Below are 14,736 nucleotides of genomic sequence, written 5' to 3'. Positions count from 1 at the left end.
CTATACCATATTTTGCATCTGCTGTCTGTTGTCTAATATCTGAAATCTGACGTCTAATATCTGAAATCTAGCCCAAAAATTCACCATTCACTTGCGAAGCAAAATTCACCATTGACTCTACTCCGTCTAAAATCAAATCAAAAGATCAAAGTTTCAAACTGCGTCACCATCCTAATCCCTGCAACCTATCATCTGCCACCTAACTCCTCACAAATCTCAAAAAAAGCTTAATCACCTCCGACTGTTCTCCTTTCGGAAGTATGAAGTGGAAATTTCTTTCTATACTGAAATTCTTGATATCAATAATGGTTAGGGTATTGTTTTTTAATTCATTTAAAATGGTGCTGATCGACAGAAATGCCATGCAGTCTGAATGTAAAAGGTAATTTTTGATGCTTTCGCTGCTTCCCAGTTGCATAACGGTGTTAAGCTCTTCGATGTTGATTCCTTTTTCCTTTAAGCGGTTTTGGATGAATTCCTGGGTACCGGAGCCCTGTTCACGGAAAATCAGATTTAAGTCGTAAAGATCTTTTAAACTTAAAGTTTTCTGGGCTAATGGATGATTAGCTTTTGCCGTAAGAACAATTTCATCAGCTTTAAAGATTTTATAGTCAAAAAATGAAGACTGAGATTCCCCTTCAATAATTCCGAGGTCTATTTTCCCTTCTTTTAAAAGTTCGGAAATAATTTCTGTATTATGCGCGATCAGTTCGATCTTAATGTCTTTGTAATACGTATTGAATTTGGCCAGGAGTTCTGGCAAAACATATTGGGCAACGCTGGTACTGGCCCCGATAATCAGCTTTCCTTTGTGCTGTTCATTTACCTGGCTGATCTCAAATTCCAGATCACGGTAGAGGTTCCGGATTTTTTCTGCATATTCATACAAAATTTGTCCACTTTGAGTAAGATGTACGGAAGTTCCTTTCCTATCAAACAGTTTTGTACCCAGCTGATTTTCAATTTCTTTAATGTGTTTGGTTACCGCCGGTTGGGAAATATGAAGTTCCTCAGCAGCTTTCGTGAAACTCAGTCTTGAGGCAGCGGTATGGAAAACTTTTAATCTGTAGTCAAACATGGGGGGAGCTTATGGTAACAAATTTAGTAAAATTATACGGGTTGCGGGTTTCGGGTTTTGAGATTCGGGTTTACGAGTTTCGGGTTTCGCGGTAGAGTTTAAGAGTTGGTATATTTTGAGATTTGGGCCATTTTGTGCAGAAATGAGAATTCGGAAATCTGAACCCCGTCAAACCTGTGTCCCACTACTAGTAATCTCGCAACTCGTAAACCCCGTATCTCATTAAACCCGCACCTCCTTACAAATCCGAAAAAGACTTGTCTCCATCACTTTCATATCTCCGGTTTTTCGCTTCACCAATCTTTTGTTTTGTATAAATACTGTTGTGGCCGGAAAGTAAGTAGGAAACCACACAGGCAATCGCGACATAGACGCCGGATTCTGCTCCGAAGAGCTCAATTCCCATCAACATACAGGCCAGTGGAGTATTGGTAGCTCCGGCAAAAACAGCTACAAAGCCCATTCCTGCAAGCAAGCCGAATGGTAACGGAATAAACAGAGACAACGCACTGCCGAGAGTAGCCCCGATGAAAAATAAAGGAGTGACTTCGCCACCTTTAAACCCTGCAGAAAGGGTAACAATCGTAAAAACCATTTTTAAAGCAAAATCATAGAGTGGAAGTTGTTGTTTAAAAGATTCCAGAATGACAGGAATTCCCAGTCCGATATATCTTGTGGTTCCCATGGCAAAAACAGCCACAGCAACAATAATCCCACCGACTACGGGACGAAACGGAGGGTATTTTATCTTAGATTTAAAAACAGAACCTGTCCAGTGAATTATTCTGCTGAATCCTGCAGCACAGATTCCAAAAGCAATTCCGGCGAGAATACTGTATAAAATGGGCAGAAATTCAAGTTTAGGAATAAAATCGATGTGATAATGGGTATGTTTGACATTCCAGAGATTAGTCGTCAAGTCTGCGAGAATAGCTGAAGCAAAAGCCGGGAAGATAGCATTGTACCGTATTCTTCCAATCAGGAAAACTTCCAGTGCAAAAACGGCTCCGGCCAATGGTGTTCCGAAAATAGATCCAAAACCTGCGGCAATGGCAGCGATCAGCAGAATTTTCCTTTCACTCTTGTCAAGCTTGAAAGGTTTGCTGAACTGGTCTGCAATAGCGCCTGCCATCTGTAAAGCTGTTCCCTCACGACCGGCCGAGCCCCCGAAGAAATGCGTAACAATGGTTCCCAGATAAATAAATGGAGCCATTTTAAATGGAATAATTTCCTTTGGATCATGAATATTGTCGATGAGCAGATTGTTTCCCGCCTCTACGTCTTTTCCATAATAATGATATAAAAGCCCAACAAGAAAACCGGCAATAGGAAGCAGGGCAATGAGCCAGATGTGACTTTCTCTGAATTGGGTTGCCCATTCCAGGGACTGTAAAAATCCTGCAGAAGCTGTTCCGGCTAAACCACCAATAATCATACTGATGCATAACCATTTTGAAATATAAGGCAGAGCAGGGTGTTTTTTGAAAAATAATTGGGTGTGAAAAACTGCTTTTCTATGAAGTGTCCGTTGTTTTTTTGACATAATAATCCTGATCAGTTATTGGTTAATAATCTCTTAATCAGGCGTCATCAGCTTTTGTAAAGCGGTTGGGTAAGGAAGAGCACCATTTCCTTTTGTGATGCAAAGATAGAAATAAGAATTTATTTGCAAAATACTTATTTTTTGTAATGAACAGCTTTGTCTGCTTCTATAGGGTTGTTGTATTTTCTGATTACCTCCTGCATATTTTTGGTTTGGGTATTCAGTTCATCTACCGTATGAATCTCTTTTCCGTTGATATTAATCTTCAGATTGTTATTCGCTTTGTTGAAATTGTTTCTTTCAAATGCAAAAGGATCATTATAAAAATCCATGATAAGTTTGTTCTTCTGCTTTTCATTAATCGGTACCGCTTTATTTCCGAAATTGGATTCTACAAAATTGTCGGTAGAATAAATATCAGGGAGTTTCTGGCTTTTAACCAGATGATAGATGAAATTTTTCGTGGAATCGGACAGTTCAAAAATCAGCCCCGGAAGTCCACGAAATTTGTAAGGACCTTCATTAAACGGAATATCCTTGCAAAACCATGCTGTCCACGTCCGGCCTCCAAACTTTGTAGATGCTTTTTGAAGAGTATAATTTTCGACCTTCTTTGTTTCATCTGAAATAACCCAGCTGATTTTGTCTATCGTTTTAAAAGAATAATATCCTTCTTTAATGGCAATGAAATTTTCGTTGTCAAAAGTATTGATCTTTCTTTTCACCACCTGTCCAGACATATCGGTATGGCTATTATTGGTGCCGAACTTGTTGTTCAGAGAGTCTGTTACTGCTAAATTCTGACCATAAAATTTTACCTCTTTTGGACTAATATCCAAAAGCATATTCAGCTTTTCATAACCGGTTTCCGTAGAATCCATTTTGTATTGCAGCTCATAAATGAATCTATGGGTCTGCGATTGAGCTAATGTGATAAAAAACAGGGCAGATATTGCAAAAATATTTCTCATGAAGCGGTTATTTATGGGCAAAAGGCAGAAATGATTTATCTATAAAAACGGTTTCATTTCATCCTCAATCTGCGTTCTGAGATTCATCAGACGTTTCGCATAGCGTTCCTGCTGTTTTTCCTCTTCAGTTTCTGGGATCCATGCAGGGACGGGAAGTTTTTTGCCGTTTTCATCTACCGCAACAAAAACAATGATACAATGGGTTTTTTTAACAAATGTAGGCTGTTTCAGGTTTCTTGAGAAAACATTGATCGAAATGTGCATGCTCGATTTTCCGGTATAAATCACCTGTGCATCTACTTTTACCACTTCCCCGATTTTGATGGGTTCATAGAAACGGATCCCGCCCACATAAACGGTTACCGAATAATTTCCGCTCCATGTTGTGGCACACGCATAACCTGCCTGATCGATCCATTTCATGACGCTTCCTCCATGTACATTTCCTCCATAATTCACGTCTGAAGGCTCCGAAATAAACTGAAAAGTGATGGGCTTGTTCTGCATCTTTATAAAATTTTAATAAAGTTATTTAATAATTTCCAGAATTTTAGATTAAATCCTACTTTTGAAAGACGAAACTTCAATGAAGAAGGAAATTTAACGAATAACAGATTTAAAAAATAACAATGAAGAAAGTATTCTATCTTAATACATGCGATACCTGCAGAAAAATCCTGGCACAGTTTGACCTTGCAGACTGGGAACTTCGCGAAATCAAAAAAGAACCCATGACAGAAGAAGAGCTGGCCGCGATGTATAAAAAAACAAAATCATACGAAGCACTGTTCAGCAAAAAATCTACACAGATTAAACTAAGAGGTCTGGATGCCAAATCTCTTGAAGAAAAAGATTTTAAGGACCTTCTTTTGGATCATTACACCTTTCTGAAACGTCCGGTTTTTATAACGGATAACGAAATTTTTGTAGGAAATGATAAGAAGAATGTAGAAGCTCTGAGAGAATTCTTTGGAGTGGAAGATTAAGATATTAAACCAAGCTTGTCGAAATAAGATTCTAAATCTGATCAACAGAAAATGAATTTAATAAAGAGCTACAGATAAATTCCGTAGCTCTTTGTGTTATAGAAATTGAAAATTAAAGCCTTATTATTATGTGATCGTGTATGTTTTTTCAGTGAGAACAGTATAGGTTTCTGAAACCACATTGTCTACAAACTTCCATTCTGCCAGTGAGCTTGCAGAAGTAAATTTCACCTGCAAATATCCTCTTTTATAGAGATTAGCATACTCCAGATCATCTATAAGTATCGAAAACGCCTGAGCCAGTTCTATAGCTTGTGTTGGATCGGAAGTAATTCCCAGATAACCTTCCAGTCCGGGAGAAGATACGGAGCTGCAAGCCAACTCTGTTCCTATGAAGTTTCCCTGTGCATCTGTCAATTTCCCCAGCCAGGCATTGTGGGTGTCTCCTGCCAGTACCACTACTTTTTTTCCGGCAAGAATAGAGTAGAGCTGCTCTCTCTCCATGAAATACCCATCCCAGGCATCCAGATTGTAAGGTAATGTTGTGGTGATTCTTGCTATTTCCTGAGCGGTAAGTGTTGGATCATGTTGTAGCTGTCTCGTTTTAAGAACAATCAGCTGGGAAATGGTGTTTTTAAGCAACAGCATCGTCGTAGGCTGTGCACTTCCGTATTGTTTTATTTCTGCGAGAATTTTATTTAATACCATCAGCATTTCAGCAGGAACCATCATTTTGGTCATTAAGATCTGCTGTCCCAATACTTTCCATTTTGCAGTATCTGCATTGATCTGAGAACCCAGCCACTGCATCTGCTCACTCCCAATCAGTCTTCTGCCGGGACTTAAGAAATCAGTTTTGAACTGTGTCTGATCAAAGTTTCCTGCAGCATCCAGATAATCCGAGTATTCAAGCTGCTTATCTCTTGCGATTACCCTTGTGTCCATCATATAAAGAGAAACAATATTTCCGAAGTTAAAGGTTCTGTAGATTCTCAGATCCTTGCCTGTTTTTAAAGGAATATATTCGCTGTAAGCCTGAAATGCAGCCATTTTTCTGACCTCAAAACTTCCTTCATTAGGCTGATGATTCTCTGCTCCGGATTTATAAGTGTCATTGGCAAATTCATGATCATCCCAAACGCAGATAAAAGGTTTCTTCTGATGAAGAAGCATAAGATTCTTGTCTCCTCTGTATTGTCTGTATCTTTCACGGTAATCGGCGAGAGTAAGGATTTCCTTTGCGGGTTGATGAGCTCTTCCCAGCTGATTGGTGTAAGGATTGGTTCCATACTGTCCCGGAGCGTATTCATAGATATAATCTCCTAGATGAACCACTACATCGGCTTCGGATTGAGCTATTGCTCCATATACATTGAAAAGTCCTGCCGGAAAATTGGAACAGGAAACCACAGCCATTTTCACTTCGTTTACAGAATCTGTTTTTGATGGTAAAGTGAGCGTTTCTCCTGTGATGCTGCTTTCTTTGGTTTTAATATTGTAAAACCTGTAAAAGTACTTTGTATAGGAAGGTATGTTCTGAACGTCCACTGCAACTGTGAAATCATTCACTGAAGTTACATTGACCTGCCCTTTCCTCACTATATCGGAGAAATTGCTGTTTCTGCTTACTTCCCAGATAATTTCAGCATCAATACCTGTGGAATATCTTGTCCAGATAATGACTCCTGTTTCTGAGGGATCAAAACTGGCTACCCCGGTTTCAAATCCTGCATTTTTCAGATTATCCGGAGCATTTCCGATGTCGGTAAAATCATCATTGGTACAGCTTTCAATTAAAGGAGCTATCAGGATTCCTCCCGCAGCCAACAATGAATGTTTAAGAAATTTTCGTCTGTTGATTGAGTTATTGTTTTCCATCAATTTATTTTTCCCTGCAAAAAAAGATAATTGGAAGAACAAGTCTATTAACTCAGCTTTAATTATACTTTATGATTATTTAATCGGGATAATTTTAAAATGATAAGAATTAATATTTATCAGTGTTTTTTTAAACAATTCATTATTAAATACTTATATTTAATATCACCAAAAAATAAAATCATGACAAAAAACTTTTTAAAAACGAAGAATCTTAAAAGATCAGCATTAAAAGAAATTATGGGAGGCGTAAGACCACCAATTGTTAACTGCTTTACCCTTTGCGGGCCTGGTGGCGGCGTTATTTCCAATACTCCTGGAGTCGGGGATGCCTGTAGTCCGGACAGAAAGGTTTGCTGTATCTGCTATTAATCACAAAAAAACAGGCTGTAAAATAAATTACAGCCTGTTTTTTAATATTTTTTGAACAATTATACGAAAGGAGCTTTCACTACTTTTGCAGGAATGTTCTTGTTTCTTACCTGAATAAAGATTTCAGAACCCAGTTTGAAATGAGGTTTGTCCACATAAGCAAGACCCAAACCGATCTTTTTCATTGGAGACTGTGTCCCTGAAGTCACTTTTCCGATTACATTTCCTTCTGCATCCACTACCGGATAATCATGTCTTGGAACCCCTTTGTCCTGAAGTTCAAAGCCTACAAGCTTTCTCGTAACCCCTTCTTCTTTCTGTTTTGCGAAAGTCTCTTTAGAAACAAAATCTTTATCGAATTTCGTGATCCATCCCAATCCTGCTTCAATAGGAGAAGTGGTATCATCAATATCATTTCCGTAAAGACAGAAACCTTTTTCTAATCTTAAAGTATCTCTTGCAGCAAGACCTGCAGGAACAATTCCTTCAGCTTCACCAGCATTGATGATCGCATCCCAAAGTTGAACAGCGTTTTCATTGTTGAAGTAGATCTCAAATCCACCACTTCCAGTATATCCTGTGTTCGAAATGATCACATTCTCTACACCAGCAACACTTCCTACTGCAAAATTATAATAAGGGATTTCAGAAAGATTAGTCTCTGTAATCTTTTGAAGGATTTCTGTAGCTCTAGGTCCCTGAACTGCTAATAATGACATCGCATCAGAAGCATTGGTCATCTGAGCACCGAATGTGTTATATTTTGAGATATGATTCCAGTCTTTTTCGATATTTGACGCGTTTACCACCACAAAATATTTGTCGTCTTCCATTTTGTAAACAATAAGATCGTCCACGATTCCTCCGTTTTCGTTTGGAAGGCAAGAATACTGAGCTTTTCCGTTTTCAAGAGCATCTACATTATTAGTAGTCACAAACTGTAAAAGATCCTTAGATCCCGGTCCTTCAATAAAAAACTGTCCCATGTGCGAAACATCGAATAATCCTGCTTTTTCTCTTACCGCAAAATGCTCTTCCGTTACACCAGAATACTGTACAGGCATTTCAAAACCTGCAAAAGGTACGATTTTAGCGCCCAAAGAAACGTGTTTATCGTATAAGGCTGTTTTCTTCATATTTAATTTTTATTTCTTTATTTTAAAGCTGTTGAAAGTTTCGTTGAATAGACTCATATAATTTCCGTTCCAGAATTTCTGGCCACAGTTGATGGAAATAAGATACAGATCTTTGTCCTTCTGAAATGCCCTGGTGATCCAGAACAGTTTCTCCTTTTCATCAAAATATTCGTAAAAATATTCTGTATATCCTTTTCTGCCTTTGTTTTCCTTTATTTTGCTTTCCGGCTCTTCAGATTTATAAAGTGCCAGGATAAACTTTTTCATATCTGCTTTTGGAAGCTCAAGTCCGTGATATTCTGAAATGGTAATGGCTCCAACCTCATTGGAAGGAAAAATATTCACAATATCGCTGTCATTGGTAGATCGCCAGCCTTCCGGAACATTGATCGAGTAGCCGGGACTGTCAAAGACTTTTGCTTTCTGGGCAAAAAATAAGCTTGCCGATAAAAAAGCGGATACGAGCAGTATTTTTTTCATCAATTAAAAATGGTGTTTATATTCTTCGAGGATAATTTTAAACCACTCTGTAAAATGGCCGGGATTTTCAGCGATTTCCTTATCCAGATCTTCCGTGGAAATGAATCTTACTTCTTCCACTTCTTCAGGATTTAAATTGAAATCCGTTTCATGGTTTCCTACAAATACGTGGTCGAGTTCGTGTTCCCAAAGGCCACCTCCTACATCTGCTTTGTAAATAAAATTAAACTTTTCCGAAAGCTCAGCTTCAATTCCAAGTTCCTCTTTTATTCTACGTTTTGCACCCTCAAGATAAGTTTCACCTTCTCGCGGATGGGAGCATACTGCATTGGTCCACTGATTGGGAGAATGGTATTTTCCGGACGCTCTTTTCTGAAGAAGCATCTCTCCTTTGCTGTTGAACAAAAAGACGGAAAAAGCACGGTGCAGAAGACCGTTGATGTGAGCCTGCTGCTTTTCCATAAGACCCAAAACTTCATCTTCAGGATTTACTAAAACTACAAATTCTTCCATTTCTACAAATGTAAGCCTTATAAATGTATTTTGAAAATTTTTGGATAAACATCATAGGACAGAAATTGAAGGGTGAAGCGGGTAAATATTAAAAAAAATATGCTTCTTGAAGAGTAAGTTTAAATTTGGCTTCAATTTTTGACCATTGTCATAAAGATAATTAACATAAAAATCTATTTTTTCTCTTTTCTTAAAACAGATGATGCTACTCCAAGGTGTTTTTTCAGAGCTTTGTTTAAATGGCTGCCGTCTGTAAAACCAAGACTCCATGCTATTTCCTGCAAAGGTGCTTCGGTATATTTTATTCTGTTGACTGCTATCTGGAGCTTTGTTTTCTGAATGTATTCTTTGAGTGTTTCATTAGCATTCCTTTTAAAATATTCACTGAAATACTTGTTGGAAATGTTAAACTTCTCCGAGAGATATTGAATAGATAGCTTGTTTTCATCAACGATATTCTGATTGATATGTTGAATAATGTCTGCCAATCTGTGATGACTTTTCTTATGTACATCAACTGACTTAGTTAATTTTGAACTTATTATCGTTAAGATCGAGGCCAACGTATTAGCAATTAATGTTTCTGAATACTCATACTTCTGGTCTTTTTCTATAAGTATAATCTCAAACAATTTTTTCACCTGACTTTTATCTTTTTCATCATTGAAATAAAGCCCCGTATTGAAATCATAAAACCCGATAATGTAATTGAGCTTACTATACCATTGTAAATAATCTATTGAGGTATTCTTAAGATTTTTAAAATAATGTTCTGTAAACCGGATAAAAAAGAAGGTGGTAGGTTCCGAAATTTCATAGGCATGACATTTAGAGTATGGTAAAAGAAAAAAATCATTCTTTTCATAAGTCTGGGTTCGGTACTCTATACTTTGAATTCCTTTTCCTTTAAGAATAAATACCAATTCAAAAAAACTGTTTTTGCGGAATCTGTCTTTCCATTCAGTGAGTTCGGTGATCTCTATTTCAATAAGCTCTTGTATATGATCCATTGCTTTGCCATGCTGTATTCTGCAAAGTTATATCTTTTATTTTTACTGATTGATCAGATTTTTATACTCTTCTAAAAACAGCTGTACTTGTAACTTTGTAAAAAAAAGAATGGATTATAAAGAGATTTCAAAAAAGACAGTAGGGTACCTGTATCAGGCGCATTCAAGCATTAGAAATTCTGAGATTGATAATAAACTTATTGCACTGGCCGAATTGCGTATATCCCAGCTGAACGGATGTTCATTTTGCTGTAGTTTTCATGCTAACGAATTAAGAGAAATGGGAATGGAGCTATCTTTAATTGATAAAATACCGGGGTATAAACATTCCGTTTCATTTGACCGTAAACAGATTTTGGTATTAAGATGGGGAGATGCTGTGACCGGTTTAAGCGAAGATATGGAGTTTTTACTTGAAGAATTAAAGCAGGAGTTTTCAGAAAAAGAGATTGTAGAACTCACTTCCAGTATTTCCTTAATGAATGCTTTAAATCGTTTACGGATCAGTTTGGGAGATAGATTTTAAACAGTAATTAAGCAGTAGGCCATTATGAAAATGAAATTATAAATGAGAAAATTTTTAACCATAAGGGATCAAAATGTGAATAAATTATTTATATTATACATTAAATACTAGTTTTAGTAGTAAATTTTTAACTTAAACCAAGTTTAATGTCTCATTTACTTATAAAAGACTTAACTTTGCATCTTAATAATTACTGATGGAATTAGAATATAAAGAGCATTTAAGTCCTATTCTTAAGGACGGGGTAAAAAATTATTTAATTGACATAGACGGTACCATTACAGACGATGTTCCGAATGAAGAACCGGAAAGAATGGTGACCTGCGAACCTTACCCGGATGCACTTGAAACAGTAAATAAATGGTATGACGAAGGACACCAGATCTGTTTCTTCACTTCAAGAACAGAAAATCTGAAGCAGATTACCATCGATTGGCTGGACAAGCACGGCTTCAAATACCACAGCATACTCTGCGGAAAACCAAGAGGGGGCAACTATCACTGGATAGACAACCACCTGGTAAGAGCTACACGATACAAAGGCAGATTTACAGACCTTGTAGAAAAGCAGGTAACTATTGAAGTTTTCAAAGAAGATTAAGAAAACATATACGAAGATTTAAAAATTGAACGATCAAAGTGTACGCACTGAAATTCTTTAATTTTTAAATCTTTTCACTTTTAATATCAATTGTATTTATGAAAGTTTTAGCAAATGACGGTCTGGATCAATCTGGAATTGATGCCCTGGCTGAGAAAGGGTTTGAAGTGATCACTGCAAAAGTTCCACAGGAGTTTTTGGTAGATTACATTAATGAGCATAAGATCCGTACCCTGTTGGTAAGGAGTGCTACACAGGTAAGAAAAGATATTATTGATGGATGTCCGTCGATTGAAATTATCGGACGTGGGGGTGTAGGAATGGATAATATTGATGTGGATTATGCAAGAGAAAAAGGAATTCATGTGATCAATACGCCGTCTGCTTCTTCAGAATCAGTAGCGGAGCTTGTTTTTGCTCATCTGTTTTCAGGAGCGAGATTCCTACAGGATTCAAACAGAAAAATGCCTTTAGTAGGGGATACGGAATTTTCCGGTCTTAAAAAAGCATATACTGCTGGTATCGAATTAAGAGGAAAAACCATCGGTATCGTTGGAATGGGAAGAATAGGACAGGAGGTTGCAAGAATTGCTCTTGGATTAGGAATGAGAGTAGTGGCAGCAGATAGTAATGTAGGAAAAGCAAGCATTAAAGTAAAATTTTACAACAATCAGTTCATCAATGTAGATATTGAAACTGAACCGCTTCAGGATGTGCTGAAACATTCGGACTTCATTACATTGCACGTTCCGGCTCAGAAAGAAGGATATATGATCGGGAAAAATGAATTTGATATGATGAAAGACGGTGTTGCCATCGTGAATTGCTCAAGAGGCGGTGTTATCGACGAATCCGCTTTAATTGAGGCATTGGATTCAGGTAAGGTGAAATTTGCAGGATTGGATGTATTCATCAATGAGCCTACTCCTTCTAAAACCATATTGAATCATTCAAAGATCTCTCTGACGCCTCATACCGGCGCTTCTACTTTGGAAGCACAGGACAGGATCGGACTTTCTCTGGCAGAACAGATTTCAAGTATTTTACAGATTCAGTAATCACTGAACCGGATAAAAATAAAAGGAAGACTGTCTCTTAAATGAGATGGTCTTTTCTTTTCTGTACTAAAATTAAATGGAAGTTTCTAAGTCTTGAAATAACATTCGTCGACTTTATGGAGACAATTTTTGGTTCATTTTGCTTTAAGGCAAAAGAACAAATCAAAACTGTAATTAGAAAAAAAGACTGCCTAAGAAGGCAGTCTTTTCTATTTTATATATTGTTTTTGCTTTTCAAAAGATCTCTGATCTCCGTCAGCAATTGTTGGTCTGCAGTAGGTCCGGCTGGAGCAGCGTCTTCTCTTTTAACTACTTTATTAGCACCTTTGATGATCCAGAAAAGTACCATAGCGATACACAGGAAGCTGATCACCGCAGAAAGGAAATTACCGTAAGTAACCCCATTCCATGAAAGTTTTGAAATGTTTTCTGCACCTGCAGCTTTCAATGCCGGATTCAGTAAAAGCGGAGTGATTACATCTTCTACCAATGAGGAAACGATTTTTCCGAATGCTCCACCGATGATTACACCGACAGCCAGGTCAAGCACATTGCCCTTAAAAGCAAAGTCTCTAAATTCTTTAACAAATCCCATAATTTATATTTTTTAATTAGTATACACACAAAAATATAATTAAAAAATGTAAAAAACGCTACTTTTCAGAGTTTTTTTATTCCATAAACATTGAATTATAGATGGTGTTTAAAAAGATTTTAGACGTGAGATTATTCTTTCAATTAAATATTTCATAGGGACCATAATATGATTGGATTTTTATTAATATCATTGGCTTAGAAATAGAACTTTCGTAATTTTGGTTGAAAGTTTGAGACCATCTTATGAAAATATTTACTGCAGAACAAATACGCCGCTGGGACACGTTTACGATTTCTCACGAACCTGTTTCCTCCATACAGCTTATGGAAAGAGCCTCTGAAGCATTGGCCGGCTGGATTTCCGAAAACTGCAAAAACCACAAAAAAATTGCCATATTCTGTGGTAACGGAAACAATGGCGGCGATGGATTTGCCGTTGCAAGAATACTGTATATGAAAGGCTTCGATGTAGATGTTTTTGTAAAATATACTAAAGGTAAGTTTTCAGATGATGCTTCGGTCAATGTAAAGCGCCTGCGGGATCTCTCAGGAATTTCGGTGAGAGAATTTAAAGAAGCGGAGCAATATAATTTTGATGCTAAAACTGTTGTCATTGATGCCCTGTTTGGAACCGGCTTGTCACGACCTTTGGAAGGGATTTTTAAGGAGTTGGTTGAGGTTCTGAATGAGGAAAACTGTATTAAAATTTCTATTGATCTTCCTTCAGGTCTGCCCGCTGATGATATACCTGAAAATGATGTTGCGATTTTTAAAGCAGATTATACTTTAAGCTTTCAAAGCTGGAAAAAGAGCTTTCTCCATCCCGAAACAGGAAAATACACAGGGAAAGTGATCATTTTGGATATAGGGTTGCATTCAGGATACTTACAGACAGAAACTACGAAAGATTTTGTCATTAATGAAAAACTTGTCGATGCTATTTTTAAACCCAGACAGGATTTTTCACACAAAGGAACCTACGGAAAAGTGACCATTGCCGGTGGAAGCTATGGTAAAATGGGCGCTGCAGTATTGGCCACCCAATCTGCCCTGAAAACAGGAGCCGGTCTTACCTTTACACTAGCGCCAAGATGTGGTTATGAAATTTTGCAGATATCCTGTCCAGAAGCGATGTTTACGGAAGGTGGAAATGAATTCATAGAAAATTTCGAAACAGAAAACGAAACGGTTTACGGAGTTGGACCAGGATTGGGAACCAATGAAAAGACTCAGAAAGGACTACTGAATTTTCTGAAAAAATACAATAAACCCTTGGTTTTGGATGCCGATGCACTGAACATTATCTCAAAAGACCCTAAAAATTTAAACCTGATTCCCGAGAAATCTGTGATCACACCACATCCAAAGGAATTTGAAAGGTTATTCGGAAGTACGGAAAACTCTTTTGAAAGACTGAAGCTAGCTCGCGAAAAAGCTGCAGAATTGAATATCTATATTGTGCTGAAAGATCACCATACACAGGTGGTCAGCCCCGACGGCAATGTATTCTATAATATCACAGGGAATGCAGGACTTGCCAAAGGTGGGAGCGGAGATATCCTTACCGGAATTCTAACTTCACTTCTCGCTCAGGGATATTCTCAGGAAGACGCCTGTATTTTAGGAGTTTGGCTTCATGGAAGAGCAGCTGATTTAGCGGCTGAAAAGTACTCCAAAGAATCTATGCTTCCCACGGATGTAATTAATACGTTTGGAAGTGTCTTCGAGGAACTGAACAAGAGAAATGGTGTGAAACTTTAGAGTGTTTGAGAGTCAGAGTGTTTTAGAGTTTTAGAGTTTGAGAGTCAGAGTGTCAGAGTGTCAGAGTGTTTGAGAGTTTGAGGGACGGAGTGTTTGAGAGATTTAGACTTAATAGTTTTGCTAGTTGCTAGTTGCTAGTTGCTAGTTGCTAGTTGCTAGTTGCTAGTTGCTGGTTCAGTCTGACGTCTGACGTCTGATGTCTGAAATCTAATATCTAATATCTCAC

General features: G+C 37.6%; 16 protein-coding genes and 1 riboswitch. Of the genes, 6 read left to right on the top strand and 10 right to left on the bottom strand.

Features of this window, described 5'->3' with window-relative positions:
* Window positions 1–199: 199 nt before the first annotated feature.
* The 4 genes from N0B48_RS02090 to N0B48_RS02075 form a co-directional block, all read right to left on the bottom strand.
* On the bottom strand, window positions 200–1,078 hold the full coding sequence (locus N0B48_RS02090; RefSeq protein WP_259836325.1) for a LysR substrate-binding domain-containing protein: 879 nt from the start codon (window positions 1,076–1,078) through the stop codon (window positions 200–202).
* Window positions 1,079–1,316: 238 nt separating this feature from the next.
* Window positions 1,317–2,621 (bottom strand): voltage-gated chloride channel family protein, encoded by a 1,305-nt coding sequence (locus N0B48_RS02085; protein WP_259836322.1) that lies wholly within the window; start codon window positions 2,619–2,621, stop codon window positions 1,317–1,319.
* Between the two features lie 31 nt (window positions 2,622–2,652).
* Window positions 2,653–2,720: riboswitch (Fluoride riboswitch) on the bottom strand.
* A 35-nt stretch (window positions 2,721–2,755) separates the two neighbouring features.
* Window positions 2,756–3,592, bottom strand: coding sequence for a GLPGLI family protein (locus N0B48_RS02080; protein ID WP_259836319.1), 837 nt, complete (start codon window positions 3,590–3,592; stop codon window positions 2,756–2,758).
* A gap of 39 nt (window positions 3,593–3,631) precedes the next feature.
* Window positions 3,632–4,099, bottom strand: coding sequence for an acyl-CoA thioesterase (locus N0B48_RS02075; RefSeq protein ID WP_259836316.1), 468 nt, complete (start codon window positions 4,097–4,099; stop codon window positions 3,632–3,634).
* A gap of 122 nt (window positions 4,100–4,221) precedes the next feature.
* Between N0B48_RS02075 and N0B48_RS02070 the strand changes: the two genes are divergently transcribed.
* Window positions 4,222–4,578, top strand: coding sequence for an arsenate reductase family protein (locus N0B48_RS02070; RefSeq protein WP_259836313.1), 357 nt, complete (start codon window positions 4,222–4,224; stop codon window positions 4,576–4,578).
* A gap of 126 nt (window positions 4,579–4,704) precedes the next feature.
* On the opposite strand, the gene N0B48_RS02065 is transcribed toward N0B48_RS02070, so the two are convergent.
* Window positions 4,705–6,456, bottom strand: a complete 1,752-nt coding sequence (locus tag N0B48_RS02065) for an alkaline phosphatase D family protein (RefSeq protein WP_259836311.1) — start codon at window positions 6,454–6,456, stop codon at window positions 4,705–4,707.
* Between the two features lie 183 nt (window positions 6,457–6,639).
* On the opposite strand from N0B48_RS02065, the gene N0B48_RS02060 reads away from it, so the two are divergent.
* Complete coding sequence (locus N0B48_RS02060) at window positions 6,640–6,828, top strand: hypothetical protein (RefSeq protein ID WP_259836309.1); 189 nt, start codon at window positions 6,640–6,642, stop codon at window positions 6,826–6,828.
* 59 nt (window positions 6,829–6,887) lie between these two features.
* Here N0B48_RS02060 and gcvT read toward each other — a convergent pair whose 3' ends face one another.
* From gcvT to N0B48_RS02040, 4 genes are all read right to left on the bottom strand, one after another.
* A complete protein-coding gene (gene gcvT, locus N0B48_RS02055) occupies window positions 6,888–7,964 on the bottom strand; it encodes a glycine cleavage system aminomethyltransferase GcvT (protein ID WP_259836306.1) in 1,077 nt (358 codons plus the stop codon).
* A gap of 9 nt (window positions 7,965–7,973) precedes the next feature.
* On the bottom strand, window positions 7,974–8,444 hold the full coding sequence (locus tag N0B48_RS02050) for a hypothetical protein (protein WP_259836302.1): 471 nt from the start codon (window positions 8,442–8,444) through the stop codon (window positions 7,974–7,976).
* 3 nt (window positions 8,445–8,447) lie between these two features.
* A complete protein-coding gene (idi, locus tag N0B48_RS02045) occupies window positions 8,448–8,957 on the bottom strand; it encodes an isopentenyl-diphosphate Delta-isomerase (RefSeq protein WP_259836299.1) in 510 nt (169 codons plus the stop codon).
* Between the two features lie 173 nt (window positions 8,958–9,130).
* A complete protein-coding gene (locus tag N0B48_RS02040) occupies window positions 9,131–9,967 on the bottom strand; it encodes an AraC family transcriptional regulator (protein ID WP_259836297.1) in 837 nt (278 codons plus the stop codon).
* A 109-nt stretch (window positions 9,968–10,076) separates the two neighbouring features.
* Here N0B48_RS02040 and N0B48_RS02035 point away from each other — a divergent pair, with 109 nt between their 5' ends.
* From N0B48_RS02035 to N0B48_RS02025, 3 genes are all read left to right on the top strand, one after another.
* A complete protein-coding gene (locus tag N0B48_RS02035; protein WP_259836295.1) occupies window positions 10,077–10,493 on the top strand; it encodes a carboxymuconolactone decarboxylase family protein in 417 nt (138 codons plus the stop codon).
* A gap of 196 nt (window positions 10,494–10,689) precedes the next feature.
* Window positions 10,690–11,094, top strand: coding sequence for an LNS2 domain-containing protein (locus N0B48_RS02030; RefSeq protein ID WP_259836292.1), 405 nt, complete (start codon window positions 10,690–10,692; stop codon window positions 11,092–11,094).
* 98 nt (window positions 11,095–11,192) lie between these two features.
* The gene (locus N0B48_RS02025) at window positions 11,193–12,152 is read left to right on the top strand and encodes a D-2-hydroxyacid dehydrogenase (protein ID WP_259836290.1); all 960 of its coding nucleotides are present in this window, start codon (window positions 11,193–11,195) and stop codon (window positions 12,150–12,152) included.
* Between the two features lie 214 nt (window positions 12,153–12,366).
* On the opposite strand, the gene mscL is transcribed toward N0B48_RS02025, so the two are convergent.
* Window positions 12,367–12,747, bottom strand: coding sequence for a large conductance mechanosensitive channel protein MscL (mscL, locus tag N0B48_RS02020; RefSeq protein ID WP_259836287.1), 381 nt, complete (start codon window positions 12,745–12,747; stop codon window positions 12,367–12,369).
* A gap of 245 nt (window positions 12,748–12,992) precedes the next feature.
* Here mscL and N0B48_RS02015 point away from each other — a divergent pair, with 245 nt between their 5' ends.
* Window positions 12,993–14,510 (top strand): NAD(P)H-hydrate dehydratase, encoded by a 1,518-nt coding sequence (locus tag N0B48_RS02015; RefSeq protein WP_259836284.1) that lies wholly within the window; start codon window positions 12,993–12,995, stop codon window positions 14,508–14,510.
* The last annotated feature ends 226 nt before the right edge of the window (window positions 14,511–14,736 follow it).

This window comes from Chryseobacterium herbae (assembly GCF_025154075.1).
Classification (GTDB): Bacteria; Bacteroidota; Bacteroidia; order Flavobacteriales; family Weeksellaceae; genus Chryseobacterium; species Chryseobacterium herbae.
The sequence above is the reverse complement of the archived record's forward strand: the minus strand, read 5'-3'. Positions and strand labels throughout refer to the sequence as shown.